Origin of the sequence: Stenotrophomonas maltophilia (assembly GCF_006970445.1) — a bacterium.
In the GTDB taxonomy this organism is placed as follows: domain Bacteria; phylum Pseudomonadota; class Gammaproteobacteria; order Xanthomonadales; family Xanthomonadaceae; genus Stenotrophomonas; species Stenotrophomonas maltophilia_AU.
In genome coordinates this window covers 1,789,599-1,808,978 of sequence record NZ_CP033877.1, presented here as the reverse complement: position 1 = coordinate 1,808,978, position 19,380 = coordinate 1,789,599, and the positions used below count along the sequence as shown (strand labels likewise).

At 67.1% G+C, this 19,380-nt stretch carries 16 protein-coding genes; 8 read left to right on the top strand and 8 right to left on the bottom strand.

Annotated features, from left to right (window positions below):
* Window positions 1-62 precede the first annotated feature (62 nt).
* Together EGM71_RS08415 and EGM71_RS08410 are read left to right on the top strand one after the other, a co-directional pair.
* Window positions 63-1,559 carry an aminotransferase class III-fold pyridoxal phosphate-dependent enzyme gene (locus EGM71_RS08415; RefSeq protein ID WP_188489111.1) on the top strand — a complete coding sequence of 499 codons (1,497 nt, stop codon included), beginning with the start codon at window positions 63-65 and terminating at the stop codon, window positions 1,557-1,559.
* A gap of 141 nt (window positions 1,560-1,700) precedes the next feature.
* Entirely contained in the window at window positions 1,701-2,294 is a 594-nt protein-coding gene (locus tag EGM71_RS08410) for a TIGR00730 family Rossman fold protein (RefSeq protein WP_005416197.1), read from the top strand.
* A gap of 19 nt (window positions 2,295-2,313) precedes the next feature.
* Here EGM71_RS08410 and EGM71_RS08405 read toward each other — a convergent pair whose 3' ends face one another.
* A complete protein-coding gene (locus EGM71_RS08405) occupies window positions 2,314-5,154 on the bottom strand; it encodes a bifunctional diguanylate cyclase/phosphodiesterase (RefSeq protein WP_188489109.1) in 2,841 nt (946 codons plus the stop codon).
* A gap of 247 nt (window positions 5,155-5,401) precedes the next feature.
* Between EGM71_RS08405 and EGM71_RS08400 the strand changes: the two genes are divergently transcribed.
* The 5 genes from EGM71_RS08400 (at window position 5,402) to EGM71_RS08380 (ending at window position 9,588) form a co-directional block, all read left to right on the top strand.
* Window positions 5,402-5,920 carry an RNA polymerase sigma factor gene (locus EGM71_RS08400; protein WP_229298213.1) on the top strand — a complete coding sequence of 173 codons (519 nt, stop codon included), beginning with the start codon at window positions 5,402-5,404 and terminating at the stop codon, window positions 5,918-5,920.
* A complete protein-coding gene (locus EGM71_RS08395) occupies window positions 5,917-6,921 on the top strand; it encodes a hypothetical protein (protein WP_188489104.1) in 1,005 nt (334 codons plus the stop codon). The genes EGM71_RS08400 and EGM71_RS08395 overlap by 4 nt, the downstream gene beginning before the upstream one ends.
* Window positions 6,922-6,961: 40 nt before the next feature.
* Window positions 6,962-7,558, top strand: coding sequence for an IMPACT family protein (locus tag EGM71_RS08390; protein ID WP_188489102.1), 597 nt, complete (start codon window positions 6,962-6,964; stop codon window positions 7,556-7,558).
* On the top strand, window positions 7,551-9,323 hold the full coding sequence (locus EGM71_RS08385) for an ABC transporter transmembrane domain-containing protein (RefSeq protein WP_188489100.1): 1,773 nt from the start codon (window positions 7,551-7,553) through the stop codon (window positions 9,321-9,323). The genes EGM71_RS08390 and EGM71_RS08385 overlap by 8 nt, the downstream gene beginning before the upstream one ends.
* A gap of 70 nt (window positions 9,324-9,393) precedes the next feature.
* Complete coding sequence (locus EGM71_RS08380) at window positions 9,394-9,588, top strand: hypothetical protein (protein WP_188489098.1); 195 nt, start codon at window positions 9,394-9,396, stop codon at window positions 9,586-9,588.
* A gap of 230 nt (window positions 9,589-9,818) precedes the next feature.
* Here the strand turns inward: EGM71_RS08380 and EGM71_RS08375 are convergent, their stop codons facing one another.
* The 3 genes from EGM71_RS08375 to EGM71_RS08365 all read right to left on the bottom strand — a co-directional run bounded on the left by EGM71_RS08375 (window position 9,819) and on the right by EGM71_RS08365 (window position 13,637).
* Complete coding sequence (locus EGM71_RS08375; RefSeq protein WP_188489096.1) at window positions 9,819-10,943, bottom strand: prephenate dehydrogenase; 1,125 nt, start codon at window positions 10,941-10,943, stop codon at window positions 9,819-9,821.
* Window positions 10,940-11,848, bottom strand: coding sequence for a pyridoxal kinase (pdxY, locus tag EGM71_RS08370; RefSeq protein ID WP_188489094.1), 909 nt, complete (start codon window positions 11,846-11,848; stop codon window positions 10,940-10,942). The genes EGM71_RS08375 and pdxY overlap by 4 nt, the downstream gene beginning before the upstream one ends.
* 589 nt (window positions 11,849-12,437) lie before the next feature.
* On the bottom strand, window positions 12,438-13,637 hold the full coding sequence (locus EGM71_RS08365; protein WP_188489092.1) for an MFS transporter: 1,200 nt from the start codon (window positions 13,635-13,637) through the stop codon (window positions 12,438-12,440).
* 72 nt (window positions 13,638-13,709) lie between these two features.
* Here EGM71_RS08365 and EGM71_RS08360 point away from each other — a divergent pair, with 72 nt between their 5' ends.
* Entirely contained in the window at window positions 13,710-14,507 is a 798-nt protein-coding gene (locus EGM71_RS08360; protein WP_188489090.1) for an AraC family transcriptional regulator, read from the top strand.
* A 2-nt stretch (window positions 14,508-14,509) separates the two neighbouring features.
* Here EGM71_RS08360 and EGM71_RS08355 read toward each other — a convergent pair whose 3' ends face one another.
* From EGM71_RS08355 to grpE, 4 genes are all read right to left on the bottom strand, one after another.
* A complete protein-coding gene (locus EGM71_RS08355) occupies window positions 14,510-15,388 on the bottom strand; it encodes a hypothetical protein (RefSeq protein ID WP_223224550.1) in 879 nt (292 codons plus the stop codon).
* An 80-nt stretch (window positions 15,389-15,468) separates the two neighbouring features.
* A complete protein-coding gene (gene dnaJ / locus EGM71_RS08350; RefSeq protein WP_188489088.1) occupies window positions 15,469-16,596 on the bottom strand; it encodes a molecular chaperone DnaJ in 1,128 nt (375 codons plus the stop codon).
* Window positions 16,597-16,750: 154 nt separating this feature from the next.
* Window positions 16,751-18,673, bottom strand: a complete 1,923-nt coding sequence (gene dnaK / locus EGM71_RS08345) for a molecular chaperone DnaK (RefSeq protein ID WP_057500812.1) — start codon at window positions 18,671-18,673, stop codon at window positions 16,751-16,753.
* A 182-nt stretch (window positions 18,674-18,855) separates the two neighbouring features.
* The gene (gene grpE / locus EGM71_RS08340) at window positions 18,856-19,371 is read right to left on the bottom strand and encodes a nucleotide exchange factor GrpE (RefSeq protein ID WP_188489086.1); all 516 of its coding nucleotides are present in this window, start codon (window positions 19,369-19,371) and stop codon (window positions 18,856-18,858) included.
* Window positions 19,372-19,380: the final 9 nt, after the last annotated feature.

The following is a 19,380-nucleotide window of genomic DNA, read 5'->3' as shown; positions in this document are numbered from 1 at the left end:
GCGTGATGACGCGCGTTTTGCTTTTGAAGACCCGTGCGACCCATTGTTTCAGGAGATCTGCAATGAGCTTCATCGAACGCCTCGCCCCCCTGCGCAGCCAGCCCGGCACCCGCCTCACCTCCGGCCTGGACGATGCCACCCTGACCGCCCTGTCCGCCCGCCACCCGCAGCTGGTCGCTGCGGTGGATGCCGCCGCCGAAGAGTTCGCGCGCGTGCAGGCCGACCTGGGGCCGCTGCTGGCGCAGGACGAACAGGCGCAGATCGACGCGATGCAGGACGGCTTCGTCAATTTCTATGCCGATGATGCAGTGACCCCGTACGTGGCGCTGGCTGCGCGCGGCCCGTGGGTGGTCACCCTGAAGGGCGCGGTGCTGTACGACGCCGGCGGCTACGGCATGCTCGGCTTCGGGCACACCCCGGACGCCGTGCTGGAGGCGATGGCCCGCCCACAGGTGATGGCCAACATCATGACCCCCAGCCTGTCGCAGCAGCGCTTCATCACCGCCCTGCGCGCCGAGATCGGCCACCGCCGTGGCGGCTGCCCGTTCGCCCGCTTCATGTGCCTGAACTCCGGCTCCGAGGCGGTTGGCCTGGCCGCCCGCATCGCCGACGTCAACGCCAAGCTGCAGACCGACCCGGGCGCGCGCCACGCCGGCGCCACGATCAAGCGCGTGGTGGTCAAGGGCAGCTTCCATGGCCGTACCGACCGTCCTGCCCTGTATTCCGATTCCAGCCGCAAGAGCTACATGCAGCACCTGGCCAGCTACCGCGGCGAGGATTCGGTGATCACCGTGGCGCCGTACGATGAGGCGGGCCTGCGCAAGGTGTTCGAGGACGCTGCACGCAACCAGTGGTTCATCGAGGCGGTGTTCCTGGAACCGGTAATGGGCGAAGGCGACCCGGGCCGTTCGGTGCCGCCGGCGTTCTATGCCGTGGCCCGTGAGCTGACCCGTGCGCACGGCAGCCTGCTGCTGCTGGACTCGATCCAGGCTGGCCTGCGCGCGCATGGCGTGCTGTCGGTGGTCGATTACCCGGGCTTCGAAGGCCTGGACCCGCCGGACATGGAGACCTACTCCAAGGCGCTCAACGCCGCGCAGTACCCGCTGTCGGTGCTGGCGGTGACCGAGCATGCCGCGCAGCTGTACCGCAAGGGCATCTACGGCAACACCATGACCAGCAACCCGCGTGCGCTGGACGTGGCCTGCGCCACCCTGGCGCAGCTGACCCCGCAGGTGCGCGCCAACATCGCCGAACGCGGTGCCGAGGCCGTGCGCAAGCTGGAGCAGCTCAGGAGCGAGCTGGGCGGCCTGATCACCAAGGTGCAGGGCACTGGCCTGCTGTTCTCCTGCGAGCTGGCCCCGCAGTTCAAGTGCTACGGCGCCAACTCCACCGAGGAATGGCTGCGCCAGCACGGCATCAACGTGATCCATGGCGGCGAGAACTCGCTGCGTTTCACCCCGCACTTCGGCATGGACAGCGACGAGCTGGACCTGCTGGTGGGCATGGTCGGCCGCGCCCTGCGTGAAGGCCCGCGCCGCGAGCAGGCCGCTGCGGCGTAAGCAGTTTCTGTAGGGCCGAGCCATGCCCGGCCCTACAGACAGCAACCGCAAAGGCCCATAATTGAGAGACACCCCGTCCCCTGACCGCTCTGCGGTCGGCGACGGGGCGTTTTCGTTTCCGGCCAAGAGACAGGAAGATCCATGAAGTCGATCTGTGTGTACTGTGGTTCCAACGCTGGCAGCAAGCCTGCCTACACTGAACGCGCCATTGCCCTGGGCGACCGCATCGCCCGCGACGGCCTGCGCCTGGTGTATGGCGGCGGCAACGTCGGCCTGATGGGAACCGTGGCCAATGCCGTGCTCGCCGCTGGCGGCGAGGTGACCGGCGTGATCCCGCGCCAGCTGGCCGACTGGGAAGTGGCCCACCGCGGCCTGACCGAACTGGAGATCGTCGGTTCGATGCATGAGCGCAAGTCGCGCATGTTCGATCTCGCCGATGGTTTCGTCGCCCTGCCCGGCGGCTTCGGCACCATGGAAGAGATCTTCGAGATGCTGACCTGGCGCCAGCTGGGCATCGGCAACAAGCCGTGCGCCTTCCTCGATGTGGAAGGCTTCTATGCCCCGCTGATCGGCATGATCGATCGCATGGTGGAAGAACGCTTCCTGCATCCGGACCAGCGCCAGGACCTGTGGTACGGCTCGGACATCGAGGAAATGCTGGTGTGGATGCAGAACTACCAGCCGGCCCAGGCTTCCAAGTGGATCGACGAAAAGCGTCGCTCCGCTCTGCGCTGAAGTGATCTGGCGCGGTGGCTCAGGCCACCGCGCGCTCCCACGGTGCCGGACGGCCGAGCAGGTAGCCCTGGCCGTAGTCGCAACCGAGCTCGCGCAGCGTCTGCCGCTGCGCCTCGGTCTCGATGCCTTCGCCGATGGTTTCGATGCCCAGGGTGCGGGCCAGTGACAGCACGCCTTCGACCAGCGCGCGCGTGCTCTGCACTTCCGGCCCATGCAGGCCGGCGATGAAACTCTGGTCGATCTTCAGCGTGCTGATCGGGAAGCGGTGCAGGTAGGACAGCGCCGAGAAGCCGGTACCAAAATCGTCCAGCTGCACCTGGATGCCGCGCTCGCGCAGGCCCTGCAGGATGCGCAGGGTGTGCGGACCATCATCGAGCAGCGCCACCTCTGTTATTTCCAGGCGCAGCCGCTGCGGATCGGCGCCGTACTCGTCCAGCAGGCCGAACAGTCGGCCGCTGAATTCCGCAGAGCGGAAATGACGCGGCGATACGTTCACCGAGACATAGCTGTGCCCGCCTTCGGCCAGGCCAGCAATGACCTGTTCGTAGATCAGCCAGTCAACCTGTTCGATCAGGCCGCTTTCCTCACCCAGTTCCAGGAACGCGCCCGGCAGCAGCAGGCCACGACGCTCGTGCTGCCAGCGCAGCAACGCCTCGTGCCCCACCACCTCGCCATCAGACAGGCGCACGATCGGCTGGTAGAACGGAACGAAGTCGTGGTTGTTGATCGCACGCCGCAGGTCGGCCTCCAGATCGAGGCTGCGCATGGCCTGCTCACGCATGTCCTCGTCGAAGATCGCGCAGCGGTCATGACCCTGTGCCTTGGCCCGGTACATCGCCGCGTCGGCGTCGCGCAGCAGCTCCTCGCCGGTGCGGTAGCGCGGGTTCCACAACGCGATGCCCAGGCTGCCGGACGGGAACAGTTCGCGGCCGGCGATCCACATCGATTCCTGCAGTGCCAGCAGCAGGCGCTGGCCGAAATCCAATGCCTGTGCCAGGCCCTGCGGGCATTGCAGCAGCACCGCGAATTCATCACCGCCCAGCCGCGCCACCACGTCGTCGGTGCCGGCCATCGATACGATGCGCTTGGCCACCTCCACCAGCATGCGGTCGCCAGCGGCGTGGCCGATGCTGTCGTTGACCAGCTTGAAGCGGTCCAGGTCAAGGAACAGCACGGCGAACACCGGCCCACCCTCACGCTTGGCCAGCGCCAGTGAATCCTGCAGGCGATCGAGCAGGTGCAGGCGGTTGGGCAGGCCGGTCAGTGCATCGTGCATGGCCTGATGGGTCAGGCGCTGCTCGGCACGCAGGCGCTCACCGATCTGCCCAAGCAGCTTTTCGTTGACCTCGGCCAGCTCGCGGGTGCGTTCCTCCACACGCTTTTCCAGCTCGGCATGTGCCGAACGCAGCCGCTGCTGGTCGCGCTGGCGTGCCAGCCCGGTTCCGATGTTCTGCGCAACGAAGGTCAGCAGCCGCTGATCGTGCACGCTGAACGTACTGTTCTCGCTGTAGCTCTGCACCACGATCGCGCCGACCACCTCGTCATCGCGCAGCAGCGGCACGCCCAGCCAGCAATGCGAGCGTGCGCCGGATTCACGCACCTCGCCGCTGGCCAGCAGCGCATCGATCTGCGCGCGCGAAGCCAGCAGTGGCCGCCGGTTGCGCACCACGTATTCGGTCAGTCCCCGGCTGAACGACCGGGGTGCGCGGCTGGCGTTGTGCTCGTCCACCGAATAGACGAAGTCCAGGCCGTTGCCTGTTCCGTTCACCAGCGCGATGTAGAAGTTGCGCGCATCGAGCAGGCGACCGACCACGCCATGCACCTGCCCGTAGAACTGGGCCAGGCTGTCGGCCGACATCGCCATTTCGGCGATGTTGTACAGCGCGGTCTGCAGCTGCTCGGCGCGGCGACGCTCGGCCACTTCATCCTGCAGGCTGTGGTTGGCACGCTGCAGCTCCAGCGTGCGCCGTTCCACCTGCTGTTCCAGCCGGACCTGCGCCTGGCGTCGGTCCATCGCGGTCTGCACGTGCTGCGCGACAAAGCCCAGCAGCGCCCGCTCGGCCTCGCCATAACGGGCGGCCAGCTCATAGCTCTGCACTACGATGGCGCCGCATACCCGGCCATCGCGCAGCATCGGCACGCCCAGCCAGTCCAGGCTTTCAGGGCCACGCTGCGGGTCGTGTTCCTGCTCGACCACCCGCGCCAGCAGTTCGCGCGAGGGGCCGCTGAGCGGCTTGCCGTGGCGCAGCAGCGCCACGGTCAGGCTGCGCGGCATCTCGTCAGCGTCATGGCTCTGCGACGGATCGGCGACGAAGTCGTCGACCTGGTCGGCGAAGTACAGGAAGCGGATCTGGTCGCGGACGTCGTCGTACTCGACGATGTAGCAGTTTTCCGCGTACATCAGCGTGCCGAGCACGCCGTGCACGTGACGCAGCATCTCCGACATCTCCAGGTCGGCGCCGGCCAGATCAGCGATCTGGAACAGCGCCTGCTGCAGCCGTTCAGCTTCTTCCAGCGCCTTGATCTGCCCGGCCTGGCGGCCACGCTGCAGTGCCAGTTCCATGGCCTGCCGGGCCAGCCCCCACCACGCCGCCGAAGGCACGGCACCTTCCACCGACAGCCGCAGGCGGGCACCGTCATATTCCCAGTCATGGCAACCGTCGCCGATGCCCGGCGCCGTAAACGTGCCTGCCGCCACCACGGCCGGCCAGCCGCCCTGGCCGCGCCCGAGCTGCGGGTCGTCCCAGCCAACGCGGACCACGGCCGAATCCGGCAGCAGCGCATGCAACGCGCGCACCAGCGCCGTGCTCAGCACGGCCTCGTGTAGTGGCTCTTCCGCCGGTTCAACGTGCGTGGACAAATGACAATCTCTTGGCGCCGTCTGTGCGTCGCCTCCCCTGAGCCGCCGAGCATAGCGCGCCACCCGGGGGGCAATGGAAGCCCGTAAACCCCGAATCGTGCGCCCGTACGTTTTTCCTGCTGTCCGTAGCCGCTTCAACGCCATGAACCTCGCCCTGCCCGCCCCCGCCACCGGCTATGCGCCACCGCCTGCAGGCCTTACCCTGTACGGCGTGGAAGCCAGCGCACTGCCAACCGATGAAGCCTTGATGCTGGCCTGGGCCGGTGGCGACCTGCGCGCGTTCGAAAGCCTGTATGCGCGCCATCGCAAGCGCCTGTTCGGCTTCCTGCTGCGGCAACTGCGCGACAACGCGCTGGCCGAGGAGATCTTCCAGGATGTCTGGCAGCGGGTGATCAGCGCCCGTGCCGGCTGGCAACCTGAAGCCGCATTCAGCACCTGGCTGTTCCGCATCGCCCACAACCGGCTGAACGACCATTGGCGCGCCGCCCGCCATCGCCCTGCCGCACCGGCCGACGCTGACCTGCGCCTGGCCGCGATCGAGGATGGGCAGACCCCGGAAGCCGAGCTTTCCGAATTCGAACAACGTCGCCGCATCCAGCTGGCGATGGAGCAACTGCCGCCCGAGCAGCGCGAAGTGCTGCAGTTGCGGCTGGATCAGGAACTGAGCCTGGAGGAGATCGGCCAGATCACCGGCGTAGGCCGGGAAACCGTGAAATCGCGGCTGCGCTATGCGATGGACAAGCTGCGTGCGGGATTGAACGCATGAACCGAGACGAACCGCTGACGCCGGAAGAACGCGAGCTGGCGCGCCTGCTCGGCCGCCGCGCCGAACACGCCCCATCGGCTGCGCTGGACGCCACCATCCTGGCCGCGGCGCGCGCTGCCGTGGACGCACCGGCTGCCGATGCTGCTGTCTCCGCCGAGGCCCCGCGCAGGCAGCGCACACGTCCGCGTTGGCCGGCGGTGTTCGGCATCGCCGCCTCGATGGTGTTCGCCATCGGCATCGCCTGGCAGCTGCGCCCGGAACCGCCGCCGGTTCCGGCAGGCGAGGCCGCTGTTGCTGCGGCACCGGCTGCGGCAGACGTCGCGGCCGCCAACCAGGTCGCTGAGAGCAGTGCAGCCGACAGCGCGGTTGCCGCTTCGGAAACCGCCGCCGAACCCGCAGCACCGCAGGCAGCCCCTGTTGCCGCCCCTCCGGCACCGTCCGCCGCGCGCGCACCCAAGCCTGCGCCGGCCGAAACCGCTGAAGCACCCGCCCAGGCTGCTCGTTCGATGGCGGCGGATGCGGCCGCCGATACGTCCTTTGCGGCGCTCCCGCCCGCTCCGGCCGCAGCGCCGGCAGCAGCACCGCCCGCGCCACCCGCACCCGCCGCGTACTCGGTACCTGCACCTGCACCGGCATTGGCGCCCGCCCCGGCAGGCGCGATGAAAGCACGCACTGCCGAGGCGCCAGCGGCCTACACTGCCGATGCCGAACGGGCGCAGGCGCTGGATCGGGTAGAGATCACCTCGATGAAGCGCCAGGCCCCGAGCCGCTCCGCCCCCGGCGTCATGCGCCGTAGCGCCGATGCGGGGCTCAGTGCGGATGCGGTGCAGGCCGAAGTGGACGCCGATGCACGACTGCCGCGCCGGCAGTGGCTGCAGAAGATCCGCGCGCGCCGCGACGACGGCCAGCGCGACCTGGCCCGCGCCAGCCTGGAGCGCTATGTGCAGCAGTATCCGGAAGCACGCCTGCCGCGCGACCTGCGTCCGCTGCTGGACGACTGAAGCGGACAGTGACCTCCGGCAACCCCGTAGAATGACGGGAATGCTCGATACCCTCGCCCAGCCGGTCAGCCACACGCTGGAAGTCAAACACAGCCGCTTCATTGCCCATGCCGCTCCGATCGACGGTGCCACGGCGGCGGCGGCGTTCCTGCAGCAGGTGGCGGTAGCCGACGCGACCCACAACTGCTGGGCCTACCGGCACGGCCAGGACTACCGTTCCAGTGACGATGGCGAGCCCGCCGGTACGGCCGGGCGGCCGATCCTGGCCGCGATCGATGGCCAGGGTTTCGACCGGGTGGTGGTGGTGGTGACGCGCTGGTTCGGCGGTATCAAGCTGGGCGCCGGCGGGCTGGTGCGCGCCTATGGTGGCGCTGCCGCCGAGTGCCTGCGCACCGCCCCGCGCTTGCCGCTGGTGGCGATGGCCCGGCTGCAGCTGCTGGCCGGCTTCGAGGACCTGGGCACCCTGCACGCTACCTTGGCCGCCTTCGGCGCCGAGAAGCTCGATGAACAGTTCGATGCCAACGGCGTGTGCCTGCGGGCCGAATTGCCGGCCGATCAGGTCGATGCATTGAAAATCCGCCTGCGCGACGCCACCCGTGACCGTATCCGCATACAAGACGACAACCAGGATGACTGAGAAGGACGACGCCCCCGCCTCGACCCCGCCGCTGCGCCGCCTCGGCAGCCTGCGGACGTTGTGGCCGTTCGTGCGCCGCCATAGCGGGCTGTTCACGGCCTGGCTGCTGGCCCTCGCGGTGTCTTCGGCCGCCACGCTGAGCCTGCCTCCGGCGGTGAAGCAGATGATCGACCATGGCTTCACCAGCGGTGGCCAGATCAACCGAGCCTTCGCCCTGCTGATGCTGGTGGCGGTGGTGCTGGCCCTGGCGACGGCCGCACGGTTCTTCTTCGTATCGCTGCTGGGCGAAAAGGTCGTCGCCGACCTGCGCAGCCGCCTGTATGCACACCTGATCCAGCTCGGTGCCGGATTCCACGACCGCAGCCGCAGCGGCGAACTGGTCTCGCGCCTGACCGCCGACAGCGAACTGCTGCGCAGCGTGGTCGGCTCGACCATGTCGGTCGCCCTGCGCAGCAGCGTCACCGTGGTCGGCAGCCTGGCGATGCTGTTCGTCACCAGCCCGCGGCTGGCCGCGTGGTCGCTGCTCGGCATTCCGCTGGCGGTGCTGCCGATCATCATCGGCGCACGCAAGCTGCGCACCGTTGCGCGCAGCAGCCAGGACCGCATCGCCGATGCCAACAGCCTGGCCAGCGAGACGCTGGGCGCAGTGCGCACGGTGCAGGCGCATGCACGCGAGCCCTATGAGCGCGGCCGTTTCGACAAGGCGCTGGGCGACGCCATCGGCGCCGCACGCCGGCGCATCGGTGCGCAATCACTGGTCACCGCCAGCGCCATCCTGCTGGTGTTTGGCGCCATCGTTGGCGTGCTGTGGCTGGGCGCCCACGATGTCATCGACGGACGTCTCAGTGCCGGCACGCTGGGCCAGTTCGTGTTGTACGCGCTGATCGGCGGCGGCTCGGTGGGTGCCCTGGCCGAAGTGTGGAACGAGCTGCAGCGTGCGGCCGGAGGCATGGGCCGCATCGGCGAGCTGCTGCAGGAAGACATCGAGATCCGTGCGCCGGCGCAGCCACACGCACTGCCGCAGCCGCTACGCGGCGAAATCCAGTTCGACGACGTGGTGTTCCACTATCCGCAGCGCCCTGACCAGGCCGCGCTGGATCACTTCAACCTGCATGTCCGCCCGGGTGAGACCGTGGCCCTGGTCGGCCCGTCGGGCGCAGGCAAGAGCACGGTACTGTCGATGCTGCTGCGCTTCCACGATCCGGCCAGCGGCCGCATCTGCGTGGATGGCATCGACGTGCGCCAGGTCGACCCGGCCGAACTGCGCGCGCAGCTGGCGCTGGTGCCGCAGCAGCCGACGCTGTTCGCGGCCAGTGCACGCGACAACATCCGCTACGGCCGGCTGCAGGCCAGCGACGCCGAGGTCGAGAACGCGGCGCGCGCGGCCGAGGCCGATGGTTTCCTGCGTGCGTTGCCGCAGGGCTACGACAGTGAGCTGGGCGAACGCGGCGCACGCCTGTCCGGCGGCCAGCAACAGCGCGTGGCGATTGCCCGCGCACTGCTGAAGGATGCGCCGATCCTGCTGCTGGACGAAGCAACCAGCGCGCTGGATGCGCAGAGCGAGCATGGCGTGCAGCAGGCGCTTGAGCGGCTGATGGCCGGCCGCACCACGCTGGTCATCGCCCACCGCCTGGCCACCGTGCTCAAGGCCGACCGCATCGTGGTGATGGACCAGGGCCGCATCGTGGCCGAAGGCACGCATGCGCAGCTGCTGGCCGAAGGCGGACTGTACGCTGAACTGGCACGACTGCAGTTCATCGATTGATGACGGCCGGCTAACATCGGCCGGACCAAGCTGGCCTCGCATCAGCAGCATCCGCTGAAGGAGGTACACGATGTCGTTCCGTCAGTTCCCTGCAGTCGACAGCAATGGCGAAAGCCACATCATCATCGAGTTCAAGCCCGAGGCAAATGGCAGCGGGCACCACTCGGAAGCCACGCCGCGTTATGAGCTCGACGACGGTCGCCTGCTGGTGCGCAGCGGCCGAGAGTTCACCACCAGTGGTGGTGAACTGCGGTTGACGATTTGAGGTTTGCCGGGCCTGGCCCGGCGCTACTGGAATTCGTATCGACCCGCTCTGGTAGGTGTCGACCTTGGTCGACACGCTTTTTGCCGACGGCAGTCGAGCATGGCCCGGCGCTACAAAATGCGTGATCAATTTTTGACCAACCATCTTGACAGCCTTTGCTGCCAAGGTCTGAGCGAGGTTATCCACACCTTTGCTCAGAATCCATCCACACCGCCTGTGGATGAATCTGGTCAGCCGAGCACCCGCCCGATGCCGCTGGCGTCCACCTCAGCGGCCGCCCGGGTGATCGCCGCCGGATCACTGCCTGCGATGAACCCGATTCGGAAATGCACTTCGCCGCCGGGCGTGCGCGAGGAATGGATCGAAGCCAGGCTGATGCGATGCTGCTCGAACACGTTCAGCAGCTCACGCAGCGAGCCGGGCCGGTCTTCCGGCAGGTGCACCGACAGCGCATTGCGCTCGGTCAGGTCAGCCAGCAGATAGCCCACGCGTTCGAACGTGTAGTTGCCGTCCGCCAGCGCCTGCTCGCCGAAGGCCGTGCGATTGGCCGACAGCAGCTGCTCACGGAATGCACCACGCGCACCGTCGTCACCCTGCCCGACCTGCGCCTGCAGCGCCTGCAGCTGTCCCACCAGCCGCTCCAGCATCGGCGCCACGTACGGGTTGCCGAACTGGATGTCTTCGTAGATCGCCGGGTTCAGCGACAGGATGCGCGAGATGATCGCCGTATCCAGCTCGAACGACGCCGAACGGTACGGCATCATCGCAGCCAGATCGCCCAGCTGTGGCTGGTACTGGCGCAGCACGCCGGCCTGGGCCAGGTGGGTGGCATGCACCATCGCCTGCACCAGCGCCATCATCTGGTCGTGGTGCTGCGGGGTGGCCCGCACACACTCGGCCTGCAGCGCCGTACACAGCGTATCCACCCACGCCTGCCAGTGCTGCAGCCGCGCTTCGCAGACCACCATCACCCGGCCCTTCAGGGTCGGCGCCTTCGGCGGCGCCGTCATCGGGTGCAGGCCGACCACCTCTGCCTGCGAGGTCAGCATGGCCTGCACCGGCGCCTCCTTTACCGAGGTCACATCCAGCCATAGCCTGCCGCGCTCGCGGCCCGCCGACTGCCGCACGTACTCGGCGATCAATGCCGGGGTGTGCCGGATCGGTGCCGAGAACACCAGCACATCGGCCTGCGCCAGCAGGTGTTCCGGCGTGTGCGAGCCCGGGTCGGCCGGATCGTGGCCGATCACCTGCAGCTGCATGTGCTGCTGGAAGAAGCGGGTCAGCCAGCGCCCGTAGGCGCCAGCGCTGCCGATGATGCCGACCGTGCGCGGCGTGCGTGGGTCCAGGCCGCTCATGCCACGCGTTCGGCGCGGAAGCGCGTTCCTTCGGCCAGTGCCGCCGGCGCCGCGGCGATCACGTCGAACTCCTCGAAGCCGTTATCCAGGGTCGCTTCCAGCGCCGCATGGGTGCCGGCAATCGCGCGCGAAATCGCCTGCTGCATCGATTCGCCGCGCAGCAGGAACGACACCACCAGCGACATCAGCACATCACCCGTACCGGCCACGTCCACCGGCAGCAGTGGCGAGGTCCAGCGCCAGGTCTCCTCGCGGCCAACGGCCAGGGTCACCAGTTCACCCGGGTTGCCGCCCACGCTGTGCGCGATCACCCAGTGCGGGCCACGGTCCAGCAGCGTGCGTGCGGCGGCGATGGCATCGGCCTCGGCCAGCGCCGGCATGCCGGTCAGGCGGTTCAGTTCGAAAGCGTTCGGCGTCACCAGCCAGGCGTGCGGCAGCAGGCGCTCGGCGAAGATCACTTCCAGGCCCGGTTCGACGTAGGGGCCAGTATGGGTGTCACCGATCACCGGGTCCAGGCAGTAGCGCAGCTGCGGGCAGGCCGGCAGGATCTCATCCAACCAGTCGGCGAAGGCGGCACCGTTGGCGGTGCTGCCGAAGTAGCCGGACACCAGCATCTTCGCCCGCTGCGGCAGGCCGCGTTCACGGGTGCCAAGCAGCAGGTCGGCGAACCAGTCGGCGGGCAGCACGCGGCCGCGGGTGGTGTCGTAGAACGGCGCATTGCTCAGCAACACGGTCGGGATTTCGGCGACGCGCACGCCGAGTGCACGCATCGGCGGCACGGCGGCGCTGTTGCCGGCGTGGCCGTAGACAAGTTGCGACTGGACCGAGATGACATCGATCGGCGACGGGCCGTCGGGCCGCTGGCGGCGGCCGTGGACCAGGTGGTTATCGAGGGATTCGCTCATGCCCGCATTCTACGCCCGGTGGAGGGTTCGGCAGGGCTGCGCCCTGCACCTGCCGAAGCTTCAAGCAACGGCAACGGCAACGGCAAAAGCCAAAGCGAGCTATCCGTGGGATGGCGGGGCGGTGTCGGAGTGCGGGGACGCCGTGAACCCGTCCATGGGGGCTTGGCCGCGGCATCCATGCCGCGGACACCCCGCAATCCGACACCGCCCCACCTTCGACAGGTTCACGCGGCTGTTGGTAACTGCGGCTGTTGTTCCGCACGGCTGTTGGTAGGTGTCGACCTTGGTCGACACATCTGTCAGATATCGAATGAATTCATCCACGCATGGCGTGGATCTACCGTGTCGACCAAGGTCGACACCCATCAGAGCAGAATGCTGTTCCGACAGATCACGGAAAACTGTCGAAGGCGGGGTGGGTCCGGTTGCAGGGGTGTCCGCGGCATGGATGCCGCGGCCAAGCCCCCAGGGATGGGTTTACGGCGTCCCCTGCAACCGGACCCACCCCGCCAACCCACGGATAGCCCGCTTCTGCTGTTGACGTTGCCTCTGCGGGTGCAGGGCTGCAAGCCCTGCAATCCAAACCCCCTCAGTGAGCAGCAGGCCGCGACGGCGGCAGCCATGCCGCCACAATGCCCAGCAGCGGCAGGAACGCGGTCAGCTGGTAGACGTATTCGATGCTGGTCTTGTCCGCCAACAGGCCGAGCACGGCGGCACCCAGCCCGCCCATGCCGAACGCGAAACCAAAGAACAGGCCGGACACCATGCCGATGCGGTGCGGCATCATTTCCTGCGCATAGACCACGATCGCCGAGAACGCCGAGGACAACACGAAACCGATCAGCACCGCCAGCACCGTGGTCCAGAACAGATCGGCATGCGGCAGCATCAGTGCAAACGGGGCCACGCCGAGGATCGAGGTCCAGATGATCGGCTTGCGGCCGATGCGGTCACCCAGCGGGCCGCCGAGGAAGCCGCCGGCGGCGGACGCCACCAGGAACGCAAACAGGTGCAGCTGTGCCTGCGCCACCGGAATGCCGAAATGGTGGATCAGGTAGAAGGTGAAGTAGCTGCCGATACTGGCCATGTAGAAGTACTTGCTGAAGATCAGTACCAGCAGGATCGCCAGCACCTTGGCCACGGTGCGCGGCGGGTGTCGCGGTGCCATCGCCGCCGTGCTGGCGGGGCGGGGCGCGCCCAGATGCAACGCGTACCAGCGGCCGACATAGGTCAACAGTGCGATGCCGATCAGGGCGGCGCCGGCAAACCACGATGCAGCGTGCTGGCCATACGGCACGATCACCGCGGCGGCAATCAGCGGGCCCAGCGCGGTACCGAAATTGCCACCGACCTGGAACACCGACTGCGCAAAGCCATGACGACCGCCCGACGCCAGCCGCGCGATGCGCGATGCCTCCGGATGAAAGATCGCCGAACCGATGCCGACCATTGCCGCGGCCAGCAGCACCATCGCGTAGTTCGGCGCGAAGCCCAGCAGCAGCATCCCGCACAGGGTCGAGGCCATGCCGATCGGCAGCGAATACGGTGCCGGGCGGCGGTCGGTGGCCACACCGATCAATGGCTGGAAGATCGACGCGGTGAGCTGGTAGGTCAGCGTGATCAGGCCGATCTGGGTGAAGCTGAGATTGAAGCCACCCTTGATCACCGGATAGATGGCCAGGATCAGCGACTGCATCATGTCGTTGACGACATGCGAAGTGGAGATGGCGGCCAGCACGCCGGGAGCCGCCGGGCGTGAGGTCGTTGCGGGAGAAGCCAGGGTCGACATGGACGCAGTCAGGTTGGGGGCGAGCCACGCATGCTACGGTGGCCCCTCCCTCCCTTCTGCCGCATTCAGGTCATGCCCTATCGCAAAAAGGACATTGCCAGTGACGTCGATCCAGCCGCGCCCTGGCGGGAGGTTCCACTGCACCGCCCGGTCACCTATCGGGTCACCCAGTACCCGGTAGGCACCCACATTCCCGGACACAAGCACCAGCGCCACCAGCTGGTCTACGCGATCTCCGGCCTGATGGTGGTGCGATCGGAAGTCGGCAGCTGGGTGGTGCCATCCAACCGCGCGATCTGGATGCCGGCCGGGATGGTGCACGCGGTGGACTGCATCGCCGCCGTGCATATGCGCAGCCTGTACATCGATCCGTCGTTCGCCCCGCAGCTGCCGGCCGAGCCGTTCGCGGTGCAGGTGTCACCCCTGCTGCGCGAGCTGCTGCAGGCCGCCACGCTGGTCAAGGGCGAGCACATCGAGGACAGCCGCGATGGCCGCGTGGTGCGCCTGCTGCTGGACGAACTGCACCGCATGGACGTGCTGCCGCTGCACCTGCCCGCGCCGACCGACCCGCGCCTGCAGCGGATCTGCCAACACCTGCAGAAGCACCCCGGCGATGACGCCACGCTGCAGGACTGGGCGCAGGCGCTGGAAGTGGATGTGAAAACCATCCAGCGCCACTTCGCCAACGAGCTGGGCATGACCTTCGGGCAGTGGCGACAGCAGGCACGGCTGCTTGCCGCGATGGAACGGCTGGCGATCGGCGACAAGGTCATCGATGTCGCGTTGGCGACGGGCTACGACAGCCCCAGCGCGTTCACCAGCATGTTCAAGCGGCAGCTGGGGCAGACGCCGGCCGCGTTCTTCCGCTGACGCTAACGTGCCGGCACGTGCGGATCACGCATGAGACGAAACTCCCACGTGTCACTGTCCACCAGCGAATAGTGCAACGGGAAAACCTGACCTGCCACGCGTGCCTGGGTCGGCGCGCCCTCAACCCGGCACCCCTCGGGTTGCTGGAATCCAATCAGCTCGGTGACGCTTAGATGATCGGTGTCATCTTCTGCGGAAAAATACGCGGCGAACTGGGGATTACCGCTGACATGACGCCGCAGCACGACTCGCCCGACGCCGGGTGAGTACCAACTGATACTGCGCTCCAGGCCCTCGACCTGGCCATCACCTGCGTTGCGCCTGTCCACCCCATCAACCGCGCGCGCATTGGACTTCCGCCAGCGCGCTTCACGTTCTATGCGATAGGCGCTGATATCTCCCAGTGCGGTGCGCACGGTTTCGATGGCCGTTACCCGGCTCTGGCCCTGCTCTTCGTAGTCGTAACGATAACGACCGGAACGTGCGTTGAACTCACCGGGTTCCTCGAACCTGTCCTGCCACTGGTCACCCACCTTGAGCGGGAAGCGCAGCAGCACTTTCTCACCCTTCCGCAACGGATTGACGTCAGCATACGTGGCAGTCCATTCGCGCCGTAGAAGCCCACCCGCGATCTCCAGTTCACGCTGACCGTTCTGGACTGCCTTCAGCAGCATCGGCGTTGCCGGAAAGCCTGCTCCACCCGAGTAGGTCCATTGCGTCCCTGGAGATGACGAAGGCGCTGCCTGCATGCCGGACAACGGCACGTCCAATCGGCACTCATCGGCCGATACCGTACCAATGAAGGACAAGACCGCAGTCAACGCCCCGCACAGAATGGCGCGTGGTGCCATGCGTGATTCGAAATGCAGGTGCAGGATCATGCCACGCATTGTAAAACCCTTCACATACGAAAACGCCGGGCATGGCCCGGCGCTAACGTTCAACGCTTCCGTTGAAAAACTCAGGACGTCATCCGGTCCCAGAAACCCTTCACGCCATCCATGAAGGTGGCCGACTTCGGCGAATGTTTGCGCGCTTCCTCGCCGACGAAGGTGGCTTCGAACTGCTCCAGCAGCTTGCGCTGGTCGTTGGTGAGGTTGACCGGAGTCTCCACCACCACGCGGCAGTACAGGTCACCTTCGCTGCGGCTGCGCACCGAACGCACGCCCTTGCCGCGCAGGCGGAACAGCTTGCCAGTCTGGGTCTCGGCCGGAATGCGGATCTCCGCTTCTCCGCCAAGGGTGGCCACGCGCACGGTGTCGCCCAGTGCCGCCTGCGAGATGCGGATCGGCACTTCGCAGTGCAGGTCATCGCCATCGCGCTGGAAGATGTGGTGCTCGCGCACGCGCACTTCCACGTACAGGTCGCCTGGCGGCGTACCGGCCGGACCGGCCTCGCCCTCGCCCTGCAGGCGGATGCGATCGCCGGTATCGACGCCCGCCGGCACCTTCACCGACAGCACCTTGTCTTCCTCGACACGGCCGTTGCCGTGGCAGGTCTTGCAGGGCTTGGCGATGATCTGGCCGCGGCCGCCGCAGTTGTGGCAGGCCTGCTGCATGGCGAAGATGCCACGCTGGATGCGCACCTGGCCGCGGCCGTGGCACACGTTGCAAGTCTCGACCTTGCCGTCTTCGGAGCCACTGCCATCGCAGTCGCCGCACTCGGCCAGGGTCGGGATATCGATCCGGCGCTCGACGCCGCGCACGGCCTCTTCCAGGTCCAGCTCCATCACGTAGCCGATGTCGGCACCGCGACGGGCCTGGCGCGGACCACCGCCGCCACCGCCAAAAATGTTGCCGAAGATATCGCCGAAGATATCGTTCATGTCCGGGCCGCCCGGACCGCCGCCACCACCCATGCCGTGCTCGAACGCGGCGTGGCCGTGGCTGTCGTACATGCGGCGCTTGTTGCCGTCGGACAGCACTTCGTAGGCTTCCTTGCACTCCTTGAAGGAGGCTTCGGCCGCCGCATCACCCGGGTTGCGGTCCGGGTGGAACTTCATCGCGCAGCGACGGTAGGCCTTCTTCAGCTCTTCGTCGGTGGCGGTGCGGGCAACGCCCAGCACTTCGTAGTAATCGCGCTTGCTCATATCGTGGATCTGGTTCCGGAAAGTCGGGATTCGTCAAAGCGGAAGAGCGGAACCAGGTCCGCTCTTGCGTCGGGCGCCCCGACACGCCGGTGGGCGGTCAGGACCCTGATGCGACAACGGGACGCTGATGGCCAGCGTCCCGTGTCGGTCCGGATCAGGACTTCTTGTCGTCCTTGACTTCGGTGAACTCGGCGTCGACCACGTCGTCCTGCGCCTTGCCGGCATTACCGGCGTCGGCACCCGGGGCACCGCCCTGGTCGGCCGAAGCAGCGGCGAACAGCGACTGGCCAGCTTCTTCCAGTGCCTTCGACTTGGCTTCGATCTGTGCCTTGTCGTCACCCTTCATCGCGGTTTCCAGATCGGCCAGAGCCGCCTCGACCTTGCCGATGACATCGCCGCCGACCTTGCTGCCGTGCTCGGTGATGGCGCTGCGGGTGCCGTGGATCAGGGCGTCGGCCTGGTTGCGGGCCTGCACCAGTTCCTGGAACTTCTTGTCTTCTTCGCGGTTGGCTTCCGCGTCGGCGACCATGCGCGCGATCTCTTCCTCGGACAGGCCCGAACCGGCCTTGATCTCGACCTTCTGTTCCTTGTTGGTCTTCTTGTCCTTGGCCGACACGTGCAGGATGCCGTTGGCGTCGATGTCGAAGGACACTTCCACCTGCGGCAGGCCGCGCGGGGCCGGCTCGATGCCGGACAGGTCGAACTTGGCCAGCGACTTGTTGAAACGGGCCTGTTCGCGCTCACCCTGCAGCACGTGCACGGTCACGGCCGACTGGTTGTCCTCGGCGGTGGAGAACACCTGCGAGGCCTTGGTCGGGATGGTGGTGTTCTTCTCGATGATCTTGGTGAACACGCCGCCCATGGTCTCGATGCCCAGCGACAGCGGGGTCACGTCCAGCAGCAGCACGTCCTTGACGTCGCCGCCCAGCACGCCGCCCTGGATCGCCGCACCCAGTGCCACGGCTTCGTCCGGGTTGACGTCCTTGCGCGGTTCCTTGCCGAAGAACTCGGTCACCGCCTGCTGCACCTTCGGCATGCGGGTCTGACCACCGACCAGGATCACTTCGCTGATGTCGCTCGAACGCAGGCCGGCATCGTTCAGGGCGACGCGGCACGGCTCGATCGACTTCTTGATCAGGTCTTCCACCAGCGCTTCCAGCTTGGCGCGGGTCAGCTTGATGTTCAGGTGCTTCGGGCCCGACGCGTCAGCGGTGACGTACGGCAGGTTCACTTCGGTCTGCTGGGCGCTGGACAGCTCGATCTTGGCGCGCTCGGCCGCGTCCTTCAGGCGCTGCAGGGCCAGCGGATCCTTGCGCAGGTCGATGCCCTGGTCCTTGTTGAACTCTTCAACCAGGTACTCGATGACGCGGTTGTCGAAGTCTTCGCCGCCCAGGAAGGTGTCGCCGTTGGTGGCCAGCACTTCGAACTGCTTCTCGCCGTCGACGTTGGCGATCTCGATCACCGACACGTCGAAGGTACCGCCGCCCAGGTCGTACACCACGATCTTGCGATCCTTGTTGTCACCCTTGTCCAGGCCATAGGCCAGCGCGGCCGCGGTCGGCTCGTTGATGATGCGCTTGACGTCCAGGCCGGCGATGCGGCCGGCGTCCTTGGTCGCCTGGCGCTGGCTGTCGTTGAAGTAGGCCGGCACGGTGATGACCGCTTCGGTGACCTTCTCACCGAGGAAGTCCTCGGCGGTCTTCTTCATCTTTTCCAGTACCTTGGCCGAGATTTCCTGCGGGGCCATCTTCTTGCCATCGCTGGTCGACACCCAGGCATCGCCATTGTCATGGGCCAGGATGCCGTACGGGACGTGGGCGATGTCCTTCTGCACTTCGGCGTCGGTGAACTTGCGGCCGATCAGGCGCTTCACCGCGTAGAAGGTGTTCTTGGGGTTGGTGACCGCCTGGCGCTTGGCCGAGGCGCCCACCAGGACTTCGCCGTCCTTGGTGTAGGCGACGATCGACGGGGTGGTGCGATCGCCTTCCGAATTCTCGATGACGCGGGCCTTGCCGCCGTCCATGATCGCCACGCACGAGTTGGTGGTGCCGAGGTCGATACCAATGATCTTGCCCATGGGGGAGACTCCTGAGGATGCTTGTTGGGGTCAGTCCGGCCGTTCGGCCGGTGGATGAATAGGATGTGGGGGAGGCTCGTGGAACATTCAAGCCATCTCCCGAACGCTGTGTTCAGCGCCTGGAAAACCTTGCCAGGCATGGCCTGGCACGACCGGGGCCGGGCATGGCCCGGCCCAGTCAATCAGTCGGCGGCCACCACCACCAGCGCCGGCCGCAGCAGGCGCTCGTTGAGCAGGTAGCCCTTCTGGAACACGGTCACCACGGTGCCGGGGCCGGCGCCCGGGGCCGGCACCTGGCTGATGGCCTGGTGGTGTTCCGGGTTGAACGGCTGGCCGGTCGGGTCCAGCAGGACCAGGCCATTGTCACCGGCGACCTTCAGCAGCTGCTTGTAGGTCAGCTCCAGGCCTTCGCGCAACGGGTGGGCGTCGTCGCCGGCAGCCTTCAGGCCGGCATCCAGGCTGTCGAATACCGGCAGCAGCTCGCCGAGCAGCTTCTCGTTGGCGAACTTGCGGGCCTGCTCGATGTCACGGGCAACGCGCTTGCGCTGGTTCTCCAGGTCGGCGCGCTCGCGCAGCGCATCGGCCCTGACCTGTTCAACTTCGGCGCGCAGGCGCTCCACTTCGTCGTTGACGCCAGTGGCGGCGGCCGCATCGGCGGCACTCTGCTGGGATTCGATATCTGGATGTTCGTGGTTCATGTCTGGGTC